We start from the raw sequence: 21,279 nt of genomic DNA on the forward strand, positions 1-21,279 counted from the left end.
ACCATCTTTATCTACACTATAACCATAGGCTGTATTATTACTTATATCTGCTTGTTTGTATTTTAGAGTATAAATAGAGTTTTTAAATTCACTTGATATATCATAATTAGGAGAACTTGTCTTACTACTTATACTAAAATTAGTATTATTGCTAGTATTTGTTGTATTAGTAGAATTTAATATTTCACTTCTTGCTAGAGTTTGTGAATTTTTACTTTCTATATCACTTAACTTGCTGGCATTTTGTTTTAAAAAAGCATTAGCAAAACTTATTTTAGAATTTTCTTTACTTTCTTTATTAGCTTTACTTTGTGAAAGTATAGAATTATAGTTTGAGTTATCATTGATGCTAAAGATACTCATATTAATTCCTTAATTTAGATTTTTCTGCCTTCAACCTAAATATATTAAAATAATATAAGCAAGATCTGTTCCGTTTTGGGGTGGAGTTATTTTTCTAAATAAATTTTTAAAGCCCTTTCATAGTCTTCTTTAGTATCAATCCCCATGCTTGTTGTTGAAATTTCAAGCATTTTGATTTTTTTACCATTTTCTATAGCTCTTAACTGCTCTAACTTTTCCGCTCTTTCAAGTGCAGAACTTGATAAAGAACAAAACTCCCTTAAAGCTTTGACACTATAAGCGTAAATGCCTAAATGCCCTTTAAAACTTTCCTCGTAATTTTCTCTTTCATAAGGGATTTTAACTCTTGAAAAATACAAGGCATACCCTTCTTTATCGCAAAGCACTTTAACCAGATTAGGATCCATAGCTTCTTCTTGAGTAATTTTTTTATAACAACTCGCCATAAAAGCTTTTTTATCCAAGCAAGAACTTGCAAATTTTTTAAATTTTAATAAATTTTCACATTCTATAAAAGGCTCATCAGCTTGGACATTAATAATAATCTCATCATCTTTTAAAGATAGTTTCTTACAAGCTTCATTAATCCTATCCGTACCACTTTCATGATCTTTGCTTGTTAAAACCGCATTTAGACCATATTCTTTAGTGATACTTAAAACCTTTTCATCGTCTAAAGCTATACAAACTTCATCCACACTACTTACCCTTCTTGCAGTAGCCACAAACATAGGCACTCCACCTATATCACATAAAATTTTCTCATGAAAACGACTTGATTTTAATCTTGCAGGAATAATAATCATTTTTGCATCCAATCTAAAATTTCTTTTTTTATATTTTTGGCTTCAAATACCTTTTCATCGCTATTTTTCAAGTCAAATAAAGCCAAAATTTCATCTTTAACTTGGACATTAAACTCTTTAGCTATAAATTTTAAATCTTCTTTTTCATTCTTAGAATCCCTATCATATAAAGCTTTTATCATACTTGGAGTAAATTTTGTCCATTCTGCTGTAGAGGTAATAATGCTAGGTTTTAAAGGATCAAGCATTTTAAAACAAGTTGCGGTGTGTGGATCGATTAAAATCTTACTTTGTTTGATAAATTGCATACATTCTTCATCGGTGCAAAAATCCGCCTCAAAATCTTCTTGCAAACTTTGTAATTCTTCTTTTTCAAGTTTAAAATATCTCTCATTTTTTAACAAATTCATCAGTTCTTTAGTTCTTTTATCTTTAAATTTCGCAAATAAGAGTCTTTCGATATTAGATGAAACAAGTATATCCATAGCTGGAGAAATAGTCTTCTTAAGACTTTTTTCACGCAAATCATAAACGCCCTGATTAAAAAATTCACTCAAAATATTATTCGCATTTGAAGCGATTTTGATTTTTGAAATTTTAGCTCCCATTTTTTTAGCATAAAAAGCTCCTAAAGCATTGCCAAAATTTCCACTTGGAACGATGATTTGCACTTCTTCTAAAAACTCATTAAAAAGTTTTAAACTCGCATAATAATGATAAATAATCTGAAATAAAATACGTCCAAAATTTACAGAATTTGCTGCGCAAAGCTCATAATTTAAAGCTTTAATTTCATTTTGAAAATCTTTTGAAAAAAGCAATTCTTTTAAAGTGTGCTGCGCTGCATCAAAATCCTCATCTATGGCAAAAACTTTCAAATTATCCTTATCTAAAGCTCGCATTTGCAACTCTTGAACTCCACTTGTACCACCTTTTGGATACATACAAACTACTTTAACATTTTCTGCATTTTCAAAACTTTTTAAAGTTGCAGGTCCCGTATCGCCACTTGTAGCACAGATAATTAAAATATTTTTATCCTTTGAAAATTCGCTTAAAAGCACGCCAAAAGGCTGTAAAGCCATATCTTTAAAAGCTCTTGTAGGCCCATGCCAAAGCTCGTTAATATAGGTTTTTTCAGAGATTTTTTGCAAAGAAATAGGTGTATTTTTATCATCAAAGCTTTCATAACTTTTCAAAGCCTTTTTAAAAAGCTCTTCTTCGCCAAAACCAAAACTTTCTATAAGCTTTAAAGCAAAATCTTTATAAGATAAATTGGCATATTTTTCTCCTTCAAAAATAGGTAAATTTAAAGGCGAATAAAGTCCTCCTTCTGGAGCGTTTGGGTTAATCAAAGCTTCCTTAAAGCTTGATACATTATTTACATTTCTACTCTCGACCAATTTCATTGCTCAAACTCCTTAATATAAGTTCTAATTTGTTCTTTTAGTGTATCTTTTAAATCTATATTTAACTCTATAATTTGACATTTAAAACCAAAATCTTTAACTTTAACAAAATCCTTAAAAGTAAGCATTAGTGTATCGCAATTATGTTTTTTTAGCAAATTTTCTAATTCTTCTTTTTTAAACTCATAATGATCTTTAAAAAAATAACAAGCCCTTGCTTTGATAAAATGCTCATACAATCTAAAAGGTTTAGCAATAGCAGTTACCAAAACAGCCTTTGGATTTTCTTTTACAAAAGAATAACGCACAAAATCCCTACCTTCTAATGCAATAAAATCAGCCCTTTTTTCATAAAATTTTGGCAAACGATAAGCTCCACTTGGTAAGGTAAAATTAAAATAAGGTTTGATTTTACTTTCAAGCAAAATATCAAATTTTTTAATGTGAAATTTAGAAAAAGCATCATCAAGTACAACGATTTTAGCTCCCAACTCAAAAGCTTTTTCAATACCTTTTACTCTATCTTCACTTACAATCACACCTTTGATATTTTCTTCAAAAGCATACTCCATAGCTTCATCGCCACTTTGTGCTAAGGTGCATAAAATTTCATTTTGATTTTTAACAACAAACAAACCTTTAGATTTTCTTTTATAGCCCCTAAGCACTATAAAAACGTCATCAAATTCCCTTGCTATAGCTTTGCAAAGCGGGGTTTTTCCATTACCTCCAAAACTTAAATTACCAACGCTAATAACAGGCTTTTTAAAAACTATTTTTTTACGAAAAAAAGTATTTAAAATCGCAAAAAAAGCATAAAGCACACTTAAAGGTAAAAGTACAAAAGCAAGACATTTTTGCCAAAAATTAGGCTTAAAAAAATAATTATCAAGCCAAAGTTCATAATTTTTTTCTTCACTCATTGTTTAAATTTCCAAAATTTCAGGCATTTTTCCCTTAAAAGCATTTTTTTGCATGCGATTTTTTAACATAGCAATCAAAGAAGGATCAAGCGTTCTTAAAAGTTTTTCGTCATTAGTTTCTAAGGCTTTTAAACCTTCATCGATTTTTGCATAAGAAAAACCTAAATCCCCCTCATCGCTTTGATTTTCCCAAAGATCCGCACTTGGAGCTTTTTTGATAAAATTTTCATGCAAATTAAGGTATTTTGCTAAGGCATAAATTTCACTTTTATAAAGCGATCCTATAGGATTAAAAGCACAAGCTAAATCCCCATAAATCGTACCATAACCCAAAAGTAATTCGCTTTTATTAGAAGTGCCTATGACTAAAGAATTTTTCAAAGCAGAATAATCATAAAGCAAACTCATTCTAATGCGAGCTGCAAAATTTCCTAACGATACTAGAGTAGTATTTTCACTTTGCTTTATAAAAGCATCTAAAATGCTTTGAATTTCTATGATTTTATATTCAAGATTTAAATCCGCACAAAGCCTTAAAGCATCTTCGAGATTGGCTTTATTTGAAATTTGAGTTGGCATTAAAAGAGCAAAAACATTCTCTTTTAAAGCTATTTTGCAAAGCGTTGCTACTAAAGCAGAATCAATCCCGCCACTAAGCCCCAAAACCACACCTTGACTTTGAGAATTTTTCACTTTTTCTTGTATAAAATCACACATTTTTTCTGTTATCTTTTGCCAATCCATAAAGCTTGCCTTTTAAAAATTTAATGTATAATTATATTTATTTAAGGCAAATTTTTCATTAAAGAGGCAAAAAATGCAAATTATCAAACAAGCTTGTGGAGCTTATGAGACAAATTGTTATATTTTATTTGGTGAGCATGGAGAAATTATCATTGATCCTGGTTTTGATGCACTAAATTTCATCAAAAAACATGTAAAAAATCCTTTAGCGATTTTAAATACTCACGGACATTACGATCATGTTTGGGATAATGAAAAAGTAAAACAAGCCTATCAAATCCCTATTTATATTCATAAAAATGATGCTTTTATGCTTGAAGATCCTTTTAATCAAGGTTTTATATCTAGCAAAGCGGATTATTTGATTGATGATGAAAATATCATTTCTATAGGCGGATTTGATTTTAAATTTCACTTTTTACCAGGACATACGCCAGGTTGCACTATGATAGAAATTGTAGGTAAAAATATCATATTTAGTGGAGATTTTTTATTTTATAGAAGCATAGGAAGATGGGATTTTCCTTATTCAGATGCAAATTTAATGAAACAAAGCTTAGAAAAAGTTATGACTTACAAAGAAGATTTTAAACTTTTACCAGGACATGGACAAGAGACTACTTTAAAAAAAGAACAAGCCCATTTACCCTCTTGGCTTAGATACTTTTAAGGTATATTAAAATGGAATTAGATCAAATTTTATTATATGCTTTTATTTTTTTAAATCTTTTTGCTCTTTTTGGTTTATTTTTGGGAAATAAAAAGAAAAATCAATTTAACGATAAAAAATTTTATAAAATCTGCCCATGTAAAAAAATGGCAGAAAATGGATCTTTAAGTACCATTTGTATTTATTCAGCTGTGGGAGGATTTTTTTATAGTGTATTGTCTATAGGTTTTATAGGTTTTGGTAATTGGATTTTAAATTTTATTTTTTTACTTGCATTATTAAGCGTTTTTTTAGGGTGGAAATTAAAGCTTGATTGAAAAATATTTTTAAGAAAAATCCATTGATTTTTCTTAATTTTTATTTAAAAGTTGTACCACCATCAACGATGAAAGTATGTCCTGTCACCCAACTTGCCTTACTTGAACAAAGAAAAAGACATGCTCCAGCCAAATCTTCAGGCTGCCCCATGCGATTTAAAGGGCTTAAATTTATAGTAGCCTGTTTTACTTCTTCATAATTTGTAAAAGCTCTTAAAGCATCGGTTTCAATAGGCCCACCACTTACGACATTTACACGGATATTTTTTTCTCCAAGTTCAGTAGCTGCATATCTTGCCATAGCTTCTACAGCAGCTTTTGCTGTACCATGACCTGAATAATTTTCTATATACACTAAATTTCCTGTAGATGAAATAGAAATAATGCTTCCACCCCCTACTTTTTCCATCCTTTTAGCTGATTCTTGAGCTCCTACCACAAAAGCATTTACTGTGGCGGTAAAAATGTTATTAATTCCCTTTGGTTTTAACTTCATAAATTTAGTATAACCACCTACAACCGCACGTCCTGAAATGATAGCATTTGAGATAAAATAATCCACTCTATTAAAATCCACATCAATTTTTTCAAAAAGTTCTTTATAGGTTTCAGGTTCTAAGATATTAAATTCATAAGCTCTAGCTTTGATTTTATAATTTTTCTCCAAATCTTGCACCATTTCATCAGCAATTTGCGCATTAGAATTATAAGTAAAAGCTATATTTGCACCCACTTTAGCAAATTCATAAACTATAGCTTTGCCTATCCCGCGAGTTCCACCGCTGATTACTAAAGTTTTTCCTTGAAATTCTGTATTCATTAAAATCCTTTGATCTTATATTTTTTCATCACTTCTTCAATTTTAGCAAAATTTTCCTTATTTGGAGGACAAAGAGGAAGTCTAAACTCCAAACTTTCTATCAATCCAGCTATATACATAGCCGTTTTAATAGGAATAGGATTACTTTCACAAAATAAAATTTTATTGATATTATAAAGCTCATCATTGATTTTTTTAGCTTCTTTATAATTTTCATCTAAAGCAAAATGAGTTAAAGCGCTAATCATATCGGGTAATAAATTTGAAGTTACTGAAATCACTCCCTTTCCACCATTTGAAAGTATAGGATAATTGATCGCATCTTCTCCCGAAATAAGCATCATTCTAGGTTCATGCGCAAGCAAATCCACACACTTATCGATATTTCCACTCGCTTCTTTTACTCCATAAATATTTTCACAATCTCTAAAAAGCTTGATAATAGTATCTGTTGAAATTTCACAACCTGTTCTTCCTGGAACATTATATAAAAGCACAGGAATATCTACACTTTGTGCAATAGCCTTATAATGCTCGTAAAGTCCTTGTTGCGTAGGTTTATTATAATATGGCGCCACACTTAAAATCCCATCAGCACCATGTTCTTTAGCAAATTTAGCTAAATCCACTGCCTCATGAGTTGCATTACTTCCCGCACCTGCTAAAACCTTAACCTTAGTTCCTTTACAAGTCTCAACGGCTATCTCTATACAAGTTCTATGTTCTTCATGAGTTAAAGTTGCACTTTCTCCTGTTGTTCCTACTGGAACTACTGCATCGATGCCATTTTCTATTTGTCTTTTAATCAATCTTGCATAACTTTGCTCATCAACTTTTCCATTTTTAAATGGTGTAATAAGAGCAGTCATCGCCCCAATAATAATATTTTTATCCATTTGAATCCTTTCTTAGAATTACCGTAGTTGAATTTTCTTGAATAAAATATTTTTTAGCACAAGAAATCAAATCTTTTAATTCCAAATTTTGTATATCTTTCTCATAATCTAACAAAGGATTGATATCTCCTCTTGCTAGATATGAACCATAAATATTTGCCACTGCACTAGCATTGTTAAGTGAGAAAATAAAATCACTTTTAACATTATTTTTTACTCTTTGCAAATCTTTTTGAGAAATTTTACCCATTTTAAGTTTATCAATGATTTTTAAAAGCTCTTTTTCTACTTTTTCTGCATTAACATTGGGGTTACAATTACAAATAAAAATAAATAAATTTTCATCTATACAATCATTAACATAAGCATAATAATCATTGATTAAATTTAATTTATCAATCAAAATTTCACTCATTAAAGAACTTTTCCCACTTCCTAAAAGCTCAGATAAAGCATTTAAAGCAGGTATATCTTCGTGTTTGAAATTTGGAATTTTATAAGCAAGGGCTAATAGTTCAGTATCTGAGTTTTTATGCAAATATATTCTTTTTGCTCCATCTTGTTTAGGCTCTTTTGTGTGAATTTTAGGTATAGTCTTAGTATTTTTAATCTTCTCAAAATGTTTTTTTGAAAGCTCAAAAACTTCTTTACTTTCTATATCGCCACTTACAAGCAAAATCGCATTTTTAGGTTGATAGTAAATGCTGTGAAATTCTTTAATATCCTCAATACTCCAATTTTCTATATCCTTAAAAAAACCTATAGGAGTCCAATGATAAGGATGATACATAAATGCGTGATTAAAAAGTCTAAAATAAAGATATCCCAAAGGGTTATTATCTGTTCTCCATCTACGCTCTTCTAAAACCACTGCTCTTTCAGGCTGAAATTCTTCATCTTTTAAATTTAAATTCGCCATAAGTTCTGCAAAAAGCTCTAAAGCTTTATCTAAATTTTTCTTCGCACATTTAATATAATAATGAGTATAGTCAAAACCTGTGCTTGCATTATCCACACCACCAAAACCCTTAACAATCTCATCAAATTCGCCAGCTTTTAAATTTTTAGTACTTTTAAAATTTAAATGTTCTAGCATATGAGCTATGCCACTTTTTCCCATGATCTCATTTCTTGAACCCACTTTATAAAAAATATCAACGCTAATCACATCGCTATTTTTATTTACAGGCAAAGCATAAACTTCAAGCTTGTTTTTTAATTGAATTTTTTCATAAGCAATCATTTTAAATTTACCCCAACAGCTTCACTAATATGTAAAAAACCATCTTTTCTTAAAAGCTCTATAAGATTTTGATTGATATTTTTTACCAAAGAAGGACCTTTAAAAATCAAAGCTGTATAAACTTGCACCAAATTAGCCCCATTTTTAATACGCTCATAAGCAATATCAGCACTATCAATCCCTCCACTTGCAATAAGCAAGGTTTTACCAAAAAGAATCTTAGCTACTTCTTTGAAAAAAATACCACTTTTTTCCGTAATCAGCCTTCCGCTAATACCACCAAAAGTACGATTATTATCTAACAAGCTATAATCAACACTGGTATTGGCTAATATAAACCCATCTGCACCTTTTTTAATGGCATTTTCACATAAATTTAAAGCATCATCTATTTTCATATCAGGAGCAATTTTTATCAAAATAGGCTTAGAAGTGATTTTTTTGGCTTCTTCAAGCAAGGTATTTAAAAAATCATCATTTTGCAACTCTCTTAAATTTTTAGTATTAGGAGATGAGATATTAACGATAAAATAATCACACAAATCCTTAAAATCTCTAAACAAAGTAAAATAATCCTCCAAGGCTTTGTCATTTGGAGTGATTTTATTTTTCCCTATATTTACCCCTAAAGGCAAAACAAAAGGATAAGTTTTTGCAAGCCTTAAAGCAATCTTTTCAGCACCTTCGTTGTTAAAACCCATAGCATTTTGTATACTTTCTTGTTTTACAAGTCTAAATAGACGTGGCTTTTCATTGCCTTCTTGAGGTTTTGGAGTAAAAGTTCCCACTTCCAAAAAGCCAAATCCTAAAGCACTCAAAGGTCTTATCATGGTGGCATTTTTATCAAAGCCTCCTGCTAAACCTACAGGATTATTAAAATCAAGTCCAAGTAAATTTTGTCTTAAACTCTCATCATCAACTATATATTTGTGTGCTAAAAAACTTAAAGCTCCTGGAAAACTGGCACTTAAAGCTCTTAAGCTATATTCAACCAAAGCATGTGCATGCTCAGGGTTTAACTTAAAAAGTAAAGGTTTTATCATTTCATAAGCCATTTTTTAATCCTTTTTAAAATTCTAACTAAAATTAACTAAAGCTAGGCTTTGTTTTTTCTTTGCTTTTAAATTTTTGGTATAAAGAACAAGTTTGCAAAAGCTCTTCATCTTTACCTATTGCCAATACCTTGCCCTTATCCAATACTACTATTTTATCTGCATTTTCTATAGTGCTTAAACGATGTGCAACCACTAAAATCAATCTGTCTTGTTTTAAGTTTTCTATAGTTTTAACTATTGCTTTTTCACTTTCATTATCCAAAGCTGAAGTTGCTTCATCAAAAATAAGCACATCAGGATTTTTATATAAAGCTCTAGCGATTGCTATTCTTTGTTTTTGCCCTCCACTTAAGTTCTTACCATGTTCTTTTACTTCAGCCCAAATCCCGCCCATTTCTTTAACAAATTCATAGGCATTGGCCAATTTTAAAGCTTGGATAACTTTTTCTTCTTCTAACTCTTCGCTATAAGCAATATTTGCAGCAAAACTATCATTAAAAAGATAAATATTTTGTGTTACAAGTCCTATTTTAGCATGTAAGCTTTCTATGGTAAAAGTACTAATATCTTCTTGATTGAGTAAAATTTTACCTTTTTGCTTTTCATAAAAATACATCAAAAGATTAATAATAGAAGATTTACCACCCCCACTTGTCCCTACAAGAGCAAGCATTTGCCCTTTAACAAAATCAAAATTTACGCCTTTTAAAACACTTTTATGCGGGTTTTCATAAGCAAATTCAACATTTTCAAAGCTAATTTTTTCAATGTTTTTTAATTCTTTGCTTCCACCTTTAATTTGAGGTTCTAAATCCAATAAATAAAAAGTTCTTTCACTTGCCGCAACAGCACCTTGAAGTTTTCCATATAAAGACGAAAGACGCTTTAAAGGAGTATATATCGCAAAAAGTGCCGAAACAAAACTAATAAAACTTCCCACACTCATAGAACCATTGATAACCTCTCTACCCCCTACAATAATCACCACAGCAACCCCAACAGAGCCCATCATATCCATTAAAGGACTTGTAAGTGCATCAATACGTGCGGATTTTAGGTTTAATTTACATAAAGTATCATTATGCTTAGCAAATTTATCACTTTCTTTTTTTTCATTATCATTAGCTTTGATCAATTCAATATTTGAAAAAATTTCACCCAAATAAGAAAGTAAATCCGAATTTGTTTCTTGTATATTTCTTGCATATTTTTTAAGTTTTTTAGCAAACCACACCAAAGGGAAAATAGCTAAAGGCAAAATCACTAAAGCAAAAAAAGCCAAAGTAGGACTTTGATACAAGACTACCGCAAGCAGTCCTATAGCAGTTAAAAGCTCTCTAAAAAAATCAGGAATAATGTTTGATACTATGCTTTGAAGCGCATTAATATCATTAGTGCAACGACTTACAAGCTCCCCACTTCTATAGCGTTTAAAAAAATCCATATCCAAGCGTAAAATATTTTTTAAAACCCTAGCACGCAATACTCTTAACATATCTGTTCCTATAAAGGAAACATAAAAACTTTGCAAATAAGTTCCAAGATTTTTAAAAAAATACATCAATACTAGCAAAAAAGGCACTGTATAAAGTAAAGCTTCATTTTTTTCAACGAAAATATAATTTAAAATAGGCTCTAAAGCATAAAAACTTCCAGCAGTTCCTCCGCTTGCTAAAATCATACCAAAAATAGCTATAGCAAATTGCTTCCAATATCTTTTATAAAAGGGCTTAAAGCGTATTAAAACCTCTTTTAAATTCATCTCATTATGCATTTATTTTCTCCCAAATTGTTCCATTTGGAGTATCTAAAAGAGTGATTTTTTTATTACTTAGTTGTTCCCTTATTGCATCAGCTGTGTTAAAATCTTTGTTTTTCTTAGCCTCAGTTCGTTCTAAAATTAACTTTTCAATTTCTTCTCGTTCTTCTTTGCCTACACCCCATTGAAAATATAAAGTTGTATCCATAAAACCAAAGCCAAAAATTTTAGCTAGCTCACTTAAAGCTTTTTTGATATTTTGTTTTAAAATTTTATTTTTGCTTTCTTTATCCAACTCTAAATTTGCATTACTTATAAAATCATCCAAAAGAGCTAAGGCTTTAGAAATATTTAAATCATCATTTAAAATCTCTAAAATTTGCTTAGCAATTTCGCTTTTTATTTCAATATCATTTAAAACATCAAAATCAGAAATTTCACCTAAATCCAATCTTTTTTTAAGGCGATAAAATTTATCTAAACGTTTTTTAGCATTTTCTAAATCCGATAAAGAATAATTAAAATGAGATCTATAATGAGAACTCAAAAGATAAAATCTTAGAGCCTCGCCCATAAATTCTTTTAAAGCATCTTTTATGAAAAAACTATTATTTAAACTTTTACTCATTTTTTCACCATCGATTTTTACAAAACCATTGTGAAGCCAAATATTTGCTAATTTTCTCTTACATCCACAACGACATTGCGCAGCCTCATTTTCATGATGAGGAAAAAGCAAATCTATCCCTCCAGCATGTATATCAAGAGTATTTTCAAAAATAGAATCAATCATAGCAACACATTCAGTATGCCAACCCGGACGCCCTTTGCCAAATTCACTTTCGTAAAAATTTTCATCAAATTTCCAAAGCACAAAATCGCTTTCATTTCTTTTTTGCACTTCATTACTTAAACGAGAGATATTTTCTTCTAAATTGCGATTTGATAGGCTTAAATATTTTTCATCTTTACTTGCATCAAAATAAATTCCATCTTCTAGAGTATAAACAAACCCATCCTTGGCAAGCTTTTTAATCAAATCAAGCATAGCTGTTATATAATGCGTTGCACGAGGCTTGAAATCGGGATCTAATACATTTAAAGCCCTCATATTCTCTTCATAACTTTTGATGTAAAATTCCGTAATTTCCTCTAAAGTTTGACCACTTTGAGCCATTTTTTTTAAGATTTTATCATCAATATCTGTGTAATTTCTAGCAAATTTTACCCTATTGCCCTGAGCAAGTAAAACCCTACGCAAAAGATCAAAGCAAACACTACTTCTTGCATGTCCTAAATGTGCATCATCATAAACCGTAGGTCCGCATAAGTAAATACTAATATCTTTTTTATCAAGTTTTATTTTCTCTTTTGCTACACTGTCTAATAATCTCATTAAAAAACTCCTTTAAAACTTGTAAAAATTCCTATAAAAAAACTTAAAATATAAGGTTTAATCAAAATAAGTAAGATTGTAAAAACAATCAAAGCAACTATAACCAACAAGCAAATTTTAATAGATATTAAAGCAAAAAATTTCTTAAAACCAAATTCTTTGATATTAGCTCCAAGCAAATAAAAAGCACTAATAGAGCTTGAAAGTGCTACTGCAATAACCTTTAAACTTTCATCTTTAATCAAAAATATAAAAGCCATAGAACATAAAGCACTGATAATTAAAGATTTTACCGCGATCCAAGCTGCTGTTTTTTGTTTAAATTTTGCATAAAGCCACAAAGAAAAAAGCTTTTGCAAACCAAAAGGTAAAAGCCCTATAAGATAAGCAATCAAAACATAAGCCGTAATTACACTATCTTCGTGAGTGAAATTTCCTCTTTCAAATAAAAGTTTTGAAATTTCCAAAGCAAACACAGAACCTACAATACTAGAAGCAATAAGCAAAATGCTTAAAAGCGCTAATGCTCTTTGCATAAATTTTAAGGCTAAATTTTCTTGACCACTTTTTAAATGTTTTAAAATTTTTGGAAAAGAAACTTGAGTTAAAGCGATAGCAAAAAGTGCAAGGGGGAGTTGGAATACACGATTTGCATAATAAAGATAAGAAATACTCCCGCTCATTAAAAAACTAGCTATGGTTGTATCAAGCAATGAGCTAAATTGAGTCGCAGAAGAACCTAAAACTCCATGAAAAAAATTGCCATAAAAACCTTGTAATTTCGCCTTGGCTTTTTTAAATTTTATACTTAAAGCCATAGCACGGATTACAGGATTGTTTTTTAAAACAAGCAAATGTAAAATAAGCTGTGCCACCCCGCTTAAAACCGTTGCATAAGAAAAATAATAAAGTGTATTTTGCGGTGCATTTTTATCCACAAAAAAGGCAGCTATAACAATACTTAAGTTAAATAATGCCGCAGAAAAAGAGGTAATGAAAAATTTTTGTCTATAATTTAAAATAGCTCCTAAAAAAGTAACTAAAAAAATAAAAAACAAATACCAAAAATTAATCGCCACTAAAGGAGCCGCTAAAGCTATAGTATCTGCGTTAAACCCAAAAGCAAAAAGCTTAGTAAAAAAAGAGGAGAAAAAACTTACCAAAAGACAAAATAAAAAAACTATAAGGCTAAATTGCATCATTACACTAACACAAAAAGCTCCTTTTTTTTTCGCTTTTACAAAATTAGGCAAAAAACTTTGTCCAAAAGCCCCTTCTGCAAAAATTCTTCTAAAAAAAGCAGGCATTTTTAAAGCCACAAAAAAAATATCACTATAAAGCCCTGCTCCTAAAAAAAGCGCTATTAAAACATCTCTAGCAAGCCCTAAAATTCTTGAAAATAAAATTCCTAAAGCATTGATAATAAAATTTTTAAATACTAAACTCTTCATTAAATTTTTTCATAAATTTCAAAATATAAAGAGAATTATTTTAACTAAAATTGATTAAAAATTGACTATAATTACATTCTTAATTTTTTACAAGGGGAAAGTTTTGGCTTTGGATGAAAAAATTATTGCCTATACAGAAAATCCAGCTCGAGAGCTTTTAAGCGTAGCTTCACGAACAAACCTTAGCTTAAATGAGCTTGATTTTAGTTTATTGGCATTTTCTACACAATATCGTTTTGGAGATTTAGAATGGGAAAAAATCTCTGAAAAAGAATTAACTCTTTTTGATAAAGATGAATTTTTTTTAAAAAATGATCTTCAAATCAAGCAAGAATACAAAATAGAAATTTTCCATGGTATAAACCAAAGCAAAGCATTTCAAGCAGTCAAACTAGTTGCAAATAAAAATTTAACCAAAATAGTTGCTCAAATTGATTTTACAAATTTAGACTTTCATGAAAAACTAGCACTAGAACTTTTGCAAAATATTTATAAAAAGATGTTGAAACTTAAATTTTTAATAGGTATCCGCATTTTTGATTTTAAGAAAAATTTAATGTCTTTTTGCAACCAACATAAAAACACCCCTTTAAATAAAACTATACAAATTACCGTTGCACAAGGTATTGATCCTATAGAAAGTCAAGACGAATCTCTAATCTTGACTTATAAAGAAAAAACCAAAAACTACACTATCGATGAAAAACGCTCAGGTATTATTGCTGTTGATGAAAATGAAGTTGTTTTAAAACACACCAAATTTAAACAAGGTAAAGAAGGAAAAGACTTAAATTTACACACCTTAAAAGTTTTAGCCGCAAATGAAAATAAAGTTAAATTTTCTTGTTCTTCGGCTTTTAAACAAGTAGAGCAAGATGGATACACAGAATATATAGCCTTAAAAAAAGGTTATGTAGTACAAGATGGTGAAAATTTTGATATCGCCAATGAACTAGATTTTAATGGGGTGGATTTTAAAAATATAGGGATTATAAGAGCTGGACTAGACAAAAATGTCAAAATCAATATAAAATTTCTTTCAGAAGTAAAAGATGCTGTAAATTCTGGCGTTGGGATAGAATGTGAAGAATTAAATGTAGTCGGAAGCATAGGAAGCAACACTCAACTTAATGCCACTAAAATGAAAATTGAAGGCACTACACACTCTAAAGCCAAAATTCAAGCCAAACAAGCCTATATAAAAACTCATAGAGGATTTGCAGAAGCCGAAATTTTAAATATAGATTTGCTCGAAGGGGGAACAATCAAAGCCAAAGAAGTGAGAATTAAAAAAAGTTTAGGTGGAAGTATACAAGCTGATAAAATCTATATAGAAAATTTAGAAAGTAATAATTCTTGTGTGTTTTTTGAAAACACCACAATAGAACGCATTAACGGGGATAACAATAAATTTCATGCTAAAATTAAAACTCTTGATAAAAATTATGATGAAGAATTTGCGATTTTAGGAGAGCAAATTTCTAAGTTAAATCATAAAATAAATAAAATAAGACAATACATTTTATCAAGTAAAAATGGAATTTTAAGCGTTGAAAAAAAGATAACAGAACTTAAAAATCAAGGTCAAAATGTTCCTGTACAATACGAAAAAGCCCTAAAAGATTTCTCTTTACAAAATCTTGAATTAAATAAACTACAAAATGAAGAAAAAGAACTTCTTGAACGCAAAAAATCTTTACAATTAGAATTAATCAATTTACAAAAAATGCTTTTTGAAGCAACTTTTATAAATAAAAGTGGCAAATGGACTGATATGAATGAGATCAAATTTTCACTTCTAGAGCCTAAAGAAGATATTTTTTACTCTTCATTTGTTAATGAAAGTGCTAAATTTATAGGTATTAAAAAAGTCATACAAAACAACCAAGAAAGTATAGAAATACATAAAAAATTAGATTATGAAGAAAAGGATATAGCATGGTTGTCGGCATCGAAGGAATAATCACAAAAAAAGAACCTGCTTTTATCATTGTTAAATGCGCTAGTGGTTTAAGCTATGGGATATTTATTTCGCTTTTTTGTTCTGCTAAAATTCAAACTCAAGAAAAGCATGAGTTTTTTATCACTCAAATCATCAAAGAAGATTCTAATAAATTTTATGGCTTCTTGGATAAAGATGAACAAAAAATGTTCGAAATGCTTTTAAAAGTCAATGGAGTGGGTGCAAATACTGCTATGGCGGTATGCTCTAGTCTTGATGTAAATTCTTTTTACAAGGCGTTAAGTTTGGGCGATGAAAGTGTGCTTAAAAAAGTACCTGGCATAGGTCCAAAAAGTGCAAAACGCATTATAGTAGAACTTTCTGACACAAAAACCAAACTTGAAAGTGTAAGCGATGATAAAAGCGAAGCCTTAGCCGCACTTCTTACTCTAGGCTTTAAACAAGAAAAAATCATAAGTGTTTTAGCAAGTGCTCAAGCAACAGGCACAAGCGAACTCATCAAAGAAGCTCTTAAAAAACTAGGATAAAGGAATAAAATGAAATTTGCAATACTTTTTGGCGGAAATTCTTATGAACATGAGATCAGTATAGTAAGTGCTGTAGTGCTTAAAAAAGTTATCAATCAAAATTTAGAATTTATTTTTTGCGATGAAGAAAGAAGATTTTATCATATTCCAAGTGAAAAAATGAATTCTAAAACTTTTAGCACTAAAGCTTATAAAAAAGAAAAAGAACTCTTCATCAAACAAGGAGGTTTTTTTAGCAAAGGTTTTTTAAAAGAAAATAAACTAGAGTGCGAATGCGTGATCAATCTTATCCATGGTAGAGATGGAGAAGATGGAAAAATTGCGGCTTTATTTGAGTTTTATTCTATTAAATTTATAGGACCTAGGCTTGAAGCTAGTGTATTATCTTTTAACAAAGAACTTACCAAACTTTATGCCAAAAGCGTTGGAGTAAAAACACTTGATTATACCATGCTAAGAAAAAATCAAAACTCTAAAGAAAAGCTTAGTTTTCCTTGCATTATCAAACCTGCAAGACTTGGAAGTAGTATAGGTATTAGCATAGTAAAAGATGAAAAAGATTTAGAATACGCCAAAGATGTAGGTTTTGAATTTGATAATGATCTTGTAGTAGAAGAATTTAAAAACAATATCAAAGAATACAATCTTGCAGGATGTATGATCAATGATGGGTTTGTTTTTTCCATCATAGAAGAGCCAAAGAAAAAAGAATTTTTAGACTTTGAACAAAAATATCTTAGCTTTTCAGGACGCAATGAGCTTATAGAAGCGGATTTAAGCGAAGAATTAAAAGAAAAACTCAAAGATAGCTTTAAAAAGATTTACAATCCTTTGTTTAAAGGTGCTTTAATACGCTGCGATTTTTTTATACTGGATAATGAAGTATATTTAAATGAAATCAACCCAAATCCTGGTTCTTTGGCTAATTATCTTTTTAAAGATTTTAATACCACTTTAAACGCTTTAGCTGATCAAATTTCACTTGAAAAAATGATAAAAATCAACTACAACTTCCTTCACTCCATCAACGGACAAAAAGGAAAATTATAAGCTTTTAAGTCAAAATACGCTAAATTATACATAAAATTTAGCGTATTTTAGGAAGAAAAATGCTCTCTTTTAAACAAGATGAAATTTACACTGCCACCGAGGTGGTAAGAAATTTTAGCCCCATTATGGAAAAACTCAAAAAAAGTGAAAGTGGAAAAATAGTTATTTTAAAAAATAACAAATTTGAAGCTGTAATGCTTAGTATGAAGGAATTTGAACGCTTACAAAACGCCATGCAACTTTTAGAAAATATCTACAAAAATCAAAAGGCTTAAAATGGCTCAAACTCAACTTTCTTATAAAAACAAAACTTATCAAATTTCTTATGAAATTTTAGGTGATCTTTCCTTACCGCAAATACTTATCTTACACGGCTGGGGAGCTGATAAAGAACTTATGAAGCAAAGTTTTTGTCCTTTTTTAAAAGATTTTTGTCAAATTTATATGGATTTAGCAGGTTTTGGAAATTCAAGTGTGGAAGAAATTTTAAACACTCAAGATTATGCCAATATCACAGAACTTTTTTTAAAACAAAAAAAACTCAATATCTGTTTTTTCATGGGGCATTCTTTTGGCGGAAAAGTAAGTACCCTACTCGCAAAAGAAAAAGACATCCTAATCTTACTTTCAAGTGCGGGAATTTTGGCTAAAAAATCCCTAAAAGTGCGTTTTAAAATCCGTATTTTTAAAATTTTAAAACTCTTTGGTTTGGGAAAATTTTATCGCTATTTTGCTAGTAAAGATGGAGCAAATCTTAGTCCTATGATGTATGAAACCTTTAAAAAGGTTGTTGATGAGGATTTTAGTGAAATTTTTGCCAAGCAAAAGGCTAAAAGTTTGATTTTTTGGGGAAAAAGCGATGAAGCTACGCCTTTATATTGTGGCGAGAAAATGCATCAATTTTTAAAAAATAGCACTTTTTATCCTTTAGAGGGGGATCATTTTTTCTTTTTAAAACATTCTGCTTTCATAGCTCAAAAAATTAAGGAAATTTAAATGCTTATCAATACTCTTTATTTTATTAATTCTTTATTTTTTAATTTTTGTATAGCTTTTTATCTTATGAGTGCTTTACAATGGTATTCTTATAAATTTAAACGCGTGTTTTTTCATTATCATAAACCTTTGTGGCATTTGTATTTTTTATTTATTCCTTATTTTTTATTCTTAGCTTTTCCTTTATACTCTTTGGCATATTTTGCATTGTTCCATGCTCCAATTTTGTATTTTTGGAACAAAGGTATAGATAAAAAGCTTGTTTTTACAAGCAAGGTTAAATGGTTTTTTGTTTTTGTTTTTGTTTATAATGCTATTTTTGCTATACTTGCTTTGCGTTTTTCTTTTCTTTTTAATCTTTTTAGCCTTCCTTTTGCTTTATTGAGTCTTAAAATTTATGAGTTTTTTACAAATTTATATTATAAAAAACAAGCCAAAACCAAACTAAGAGCCAATGAAAATTTAAAAATCATACTCATTACCGCAAGTTTTGGAAAAACAAGTATTAAAAATTTTCTATACGAACTTTTAAAAGATGACTTTAAAAGCTACAAAACACCACGCTCTGTCAATACCTTGCTAGGTATAGTTGCTGATATTAATACCAATTTAAGCCAAGATACTCAAATTTACATAGCTGAAGCAGGCGCTAGACTTAAAGGCGATATCGATGAAATCACGCGTTTTTTACAACCTCACATCAGCATAGTAGGAGAGATAGGCAATGCACATTTAGAGTATTTTAAAAGTGTTGAAAATATCCGCTCAACCAAACTTGAAGCCTTAAATTCCAAAAGACTAGAAAAGGCTTTTTTACACTCTAGCGCCCAAAAAGAAGAAGATAAACTCATTAGCCTTTATGATGATAAATTAAGTCTTATTCATTCAAGTCTTGAAGGTTTAGAATTTAGGGTAAATATAGAAAATAAATCCTATGATTTTAAAAGTCAAATTTTAGGGAATTTTAACGCGCAAAATCTTTGTGTTTGTATACTTTGTGCTCATTATCTTGGCATAAAGCTAGAAAAAATTCAAAAGCAAGTTTTAAATATAAACTCCGTAGAACATCGCTTGCAAGTGCTTTCAAGAGAGCCTAAATTTATCATAGATGATGGTTTTAATGGAAATTTTAAAGGTATGAGCACAAGCTATAAACTTTGTAAAAGCTATAAAGGACGAAAAGTTTTAGTAAGTCCTGGTATAGTGGAAGTAAGCGAAGAAGAAAATATAAAACTTGCTAAAATCATCAATGAGTGTTTTGATCTTGTTATCATTAGCGCACAAATCAATGCTGAAATTTTCAAAAAAGAGTTAAAAATAAAAACCATTATACTTAAAGAAAAGAGTCAGCTAGTTCAAACTCTGGCTAAAGAAACAAAAAACGGAGATTTAATACTCTTTTCAAACGATGCGCCTAGCTTTATGTGATTCGCATAAGTATTTGCAAATGTCATCATTTTTAATTTGACTTCGTGCAAATACTTCTTTAAACCCTAGTTTGTCCTATAAGATTATTTAATCTATCCATTATAGATCCAACATAAGAATTTATACTTTCACTACTTGCTTTCCAGCCATTGGCAATGGCTTGTTTAATTTCAGCATCTAAAGCCCAATTACCCATAGCAGATTCTTTAGGAATGTTATTTTCATACATATAAAGTTGCCCTTCTAATTTTCCATTTTTACTAGCTAGATATTTAAATAGACTTGCAAAATCTACTTTACCTGTCATAATATCACCTATATCTACACTAGTAGTTGAAAAACTCTCTTTAGCCATAGCTGTATTGTAAGCTTCTACTTTTGGATTAAGTGTGGTTTTTAGACTCTCAACAGGTTGTCCACCTTGAGATTTTAAAAAACTCATAAACAAAGTTTCTTTAGAATAGCTTCCATCTTCATTTTGTGGATAAACTGACATATCAGGATTAAACTGCCAATCTTCACCTTTAGAAACATTTTTGATTTCTTCTAAGGATAAACCTAAAGTTTTAGGCAATAATCCATCAATCATATATCCAGAATCAGCCCAAAGATCATCGGCTTCTTTTGCTTGTTCAGGGGTTTTATAAACATTTGAAATTAAAGAATTTGAAAAATCTTTTAAACCTGTAATATTCATTCTATTGCTTGGATCATTAAAGTCCATCCATTGCGTTCCACTTACACCATAACCACTAGGCATAGAATTTATATCTGCTTCACTAAAACTTGTTTTATCATTTGGAAAACTTTGACCTAAAGCATTAGAAAAAAGATTATAATATTGTTTTATGGTTTCAGCCATATCTATATTAGTATAATACTCGCTTACGCCTAAGTATTCTTTTGTACTTGAAACAACAGGATCATTTTCGGCAGCTTTTTTAATCTCATCCAAAGTAGATTTATGTATCTTAAAATCTTCAGGAAGTCCTGCAGCTTTGTTAAAATCACTTCCCATATAACCATCTTTATCTACACTATAACCATAGGCTGTATTATTACTTATATCTGCTTGTTTGTATTTTAGAGTATAAATAGAGTTTTTAAATTCACTTGATATATCATAATTAGGAGAACTTGTCTTACTACTTATACTAAAATTAGTATTATTGCTAGTATTTGTTGTATTAGTAGAATTTAATATTTCACTTCTTGCTAGAGTTTGTGAATTTTTACTTTCTATATCACTTAACTTGCTGGCATTTTGTTTTAAAAAAGCATTAGCAAAACTTATTTTAGAATTTTCTTTACTTTCTTTATTAGCTTTACTTTGTGAAAGTATAGAATTATAGTTTGAGTTATCATTGATGCTAAAGATACTCATATTAATTCCTTAATTTAGATTTTTCTGCCTTCAACCTAAATATATTAAAATAATATAAGCAAGATCTGTTCCGTTTTGG

20 protein-coding genes and 1 pseudogene are annotated in these 21,279 nt (G+C 29.7%); 8 read left to right on the forward strand and 13 right to left on the reverse strand.

Translation table 11 applies throughout. The features are described from left to right. The 5 genes and pseudogenes from AJ886_RS03625 to AJ886_RS03645 form a co-directional block, all read right to left on the reverse strand. Positions 1–363: pseudogene (locus AJ886_RS03625) on the reverse strand (hypothetical protein); the annotation flags it as partial. An 86-nt stretch (positions 364–449) separates the two neighbouring features. Then, positions 450–1,169 (reverse strand): 3-deoxy-manno-octulosonate cytidylyltransferase, encoded by a 720-nt coding sequence (gene kdsB, locus AJ886_RS03630; protein WP_070278360.1) that lies wholly within the window; start codon positions 1,167–1,169, stop codon positions 450–452. Beyond that, on the reverse strand, positions 1,166–2,578 hold the full coding sequence (thrC, locus tag AJ886_RS03635) for a threonine synthase (RefSeq protein ID WP_070278337.1): 1,413 nt from the start codon (positions 2,576–2,578) through the stop codon (positions 1,166–1,168). Before thrC ends, kdsB begins: the two co-directional genes overlap by 4 nt. Next, positions 2,575–3,501: a tetraacyldisaccharide 4'-kinase gene (locus AJ886_RS03640; RefSeq protein WP_070278339.1), complete on the reverse strand. Its 927-nt coding sequence runs from the start codon at positions 3,499–3,501 to the stop codon at positions 2,575–2,577. Before AJ886_RS03640 ends, thrC begins: the two co-directional genes overlap by 4 nt. Positions 3,502–3,504: 3 nt before the next feature. After that, complete coding sequence (locus tag AJ886_RS03645) at positions 3,505–4,245, reverse strand: NAD+ synthase (RefSeq protein WP_070278342.1); 741 nt, start codon at positions 4,243–4,245, stop codon at positions 3,505–3,507. 73 nt (positions 4,246–4,318) lie between these two features. On the opposite strand from AJ886_RS03645, the gene AJ886_RS03650 reads away from it, so the two are divergent. Then, positions 4,319–4,915 (forward strand): MBL fold metallo-hydrolase, encoded by a 597-nt coding sequence (locus AJ886_RS03650; protein WP_070278344.1) that lies wholly within the window; start codon positions 4,319–4,321, stop codon positions 4,913–4,915. Positions 4,916–4,926: 11 nt separating this feature from the next. Continuing rightward, positions 4,927–5,232, forward strand: a complete 306-nt coding sequence (locus AJ886_RS03655; RefSeq protein WP_070278346.1) for a hypothetical protein — start codon at positions 4,927–4,929, stop codon at positions 5,230–5,232. 40 nt (positions 5,233–5,272) lie between these two features. Here the strand turns inward: AJ886_RS03655 and AJ886_RS03660 are convergent, their stop codons facing one another. The 7 genes from AJ886_RS03660 to murJ are packed head-to-tail and all read right to left on the reverse strand — an operon-like array spanning position 5,273 to position 13,852. After that, a complete protein-coding gene (locus AJ886_RS03660) occupies positions 5,273–6,052 on the reverse strand; it encodes an enoyl-ACP reductase (protein WP_070278348.1) in 780 nt (259 codons plus the stop codon). After that, on the reverse strand, positions 6,052–6,948 hold the full coding sequence (gene dapA, locus AJ886_RS03665; RefSeq protein ID WP_070275152.1) for a 4-hydroxy-tetrahydrodipicolinate synthase: 897 nt from the start codon (positions 6,946–6,948) through the stop codon (positions 6,052–6,054). Before dapA ends, AJ886_RS03660 begins: the two co-directional genes overlap by 1 nt. Then, positions 6,941–8,191, reverse strand: a complete 1,251-nt coding sequence (locus AJ886_RS03670; RefSeq protein WP_070278352.1) for a M16 family metallopeptidase — start codon at positions 8,189–8,191, stop codon at positions 6,941–6,943. Before AJ886_RS03670 ends, dapA begins: the two co-directional genes overlap by 8 nt. Further along, complete coding sequence (locus AJ886_RS03675; protein WP_002872967.1) at positions 8,188–9,246, reverse strand: quinone-dependent dihydroorotate dehydrogenase; 1,059 nt, start codon at positions 9,244–9,246, stop codon at positions 8,188–8,190. The genes AJ886_RS03670 and AJ886_RS03675 overlap by 4 nt, the downstream gene beginning before the upstream one ends. A gap of 31 nt (positions 9,247–9,277) precedes the next feature. Beyond that, entirely contained in the window at positions 9,278–11,020 is a 1,743-nt protein-coding gene (locus AJ886_RS03680) for an ABC transporter ATP-binding protein (protein ID WP_002881145.1), read from the reverse strand. After that, the gene (gene cysS, locus AJ886_RS03685) at positions 11,013–12,401 is read right to left on the reverse strand and encodes a cysteine--tRNA ligase (RefSeq protein ID WP_070278354.1); all 1,389 of its coding nucleotides are present in this window, start codon (positions 12,399–12,401) and stop codon (positions 11,013–11,015) included. Before cysS ends, AJ886_RS03680 begins: the two co-directional genes overlap by 8 nt. After that, positions 12,401–13,852, reverse strand: coding sequence for a murein biosynthesis integral membrane protein MurJ (gene murJ, locus AJ886_RS03690; RefSeq protein WP_002856935.1), 1,452 nt, complete (start codon positions 13,850–13,852; stop codon positions 12,401–12,403). The genes cysS and murJ overlap by 1 nt, the downstream gene beginning before the upstream one ends. 103 nt (positions 13,853–13,955) lie before the next feature. On the opposite strand from murJ, the gene AJ886_RS03695 reads away from it, so the two are divergent. The 6 genes from AJ886_RS03695 to AJ886_RS03720 are packed head-to-tail and all read left to right on the forward strand — an operon-like array spanning position 13,956 to position 19,816. After that, a complete protein-coding gene (locus AJ886_RS03695; protein ID WP_070287139.1) occupies positions 13,956–15,815 on the forward strand; it encodes a flagellar assembly protein A in 1,860 nt (619 codons plus the stop codon). Beyond that, a complete protein-coding gene (gene ruvA, locus AJ886_RS03700; protein WP_070275157.1) occupies positions 15,791–16,342 on the forward strand; it encodes a Holliday junction branch migration protein RuvA in 552 nt (183 codons plus the stop codon). Before AJ886_RS03695 ends, ruvA begins: the two co-directional genes overlap by 25 nt. 9 nt (positions 16,343–16,351) lie before the next feature. Next, positions 16,352–17,392: a D-alanine--D-alanine ligase gene (locus tag AJ886_RS03705; RefSeq protein WP_070275158.1), complete on the forward strand. Its 1,041-nt coding sequence runs from the start codon at positions 16,352–16,354 to the stop codon at positions 17,390–17,392. Between the two features lie 59 nt (positions 17,393–17,451). After that, a complete protein-coding gene (locus AJ886_RS03710; protein WP_002852622.1) occupies positions 17,452–17,667 on the forward strand; it encodes a type II toxin-antitoxin system Phd/YefM family antitoxin in 216 nt (71 codons plus the stop codon). A gap of 1 nt (position 17,668) precedes the next feature. After that, complete coding sequence (locus AJ886_RS03715) at positions 17,669–18,388, forward strand: alpha/beta fold hydrolase (RefSeq protein ID WP_052949979.1); 720 nt, start codon at positions 17,669–17,671, stop codon at positions 18,386–18,388. After that, positions 18,389–19,816 (forward strand): Mur ligase family protein, encoded by a 1,428-nt coding sequence (locus AJ886_RS03720; protein WP_070278358.1) that lies wholly within the window; start codon positions 18,389–18,391, stop codon positions 19,814–19,816. 58 nt (positions 19,817–19,874) lie between these two features. On the opposite strand, the gene AJ886_RS03725 is transcribed toward AJ886_RS03720, so the two are convergent. Continuing rightward, entirely contained in the window at positions 19,875–21,200 is a 1,326-nt protein-coding gene (locus tag AJ886_RS03725) for a Cj0814 family flagellar-dependent secreted protein (RefSeq protein ID WP_070287140.1), read from the reverse strand. Between the last annotated feature and the right edge of the window lie 79 nt (positions 21,201–21,279).

The sequence above is a fragment of the Campylobacter sp. BCW_6465 genome, from assembly GCF_001762815.1.
Lineage (GTDB): Bacteria > Campylobacterota > Campylobacteria > Campylobacterales > Campylobacteraceae > Campylobacter_D > Campylobacter_D jejuni.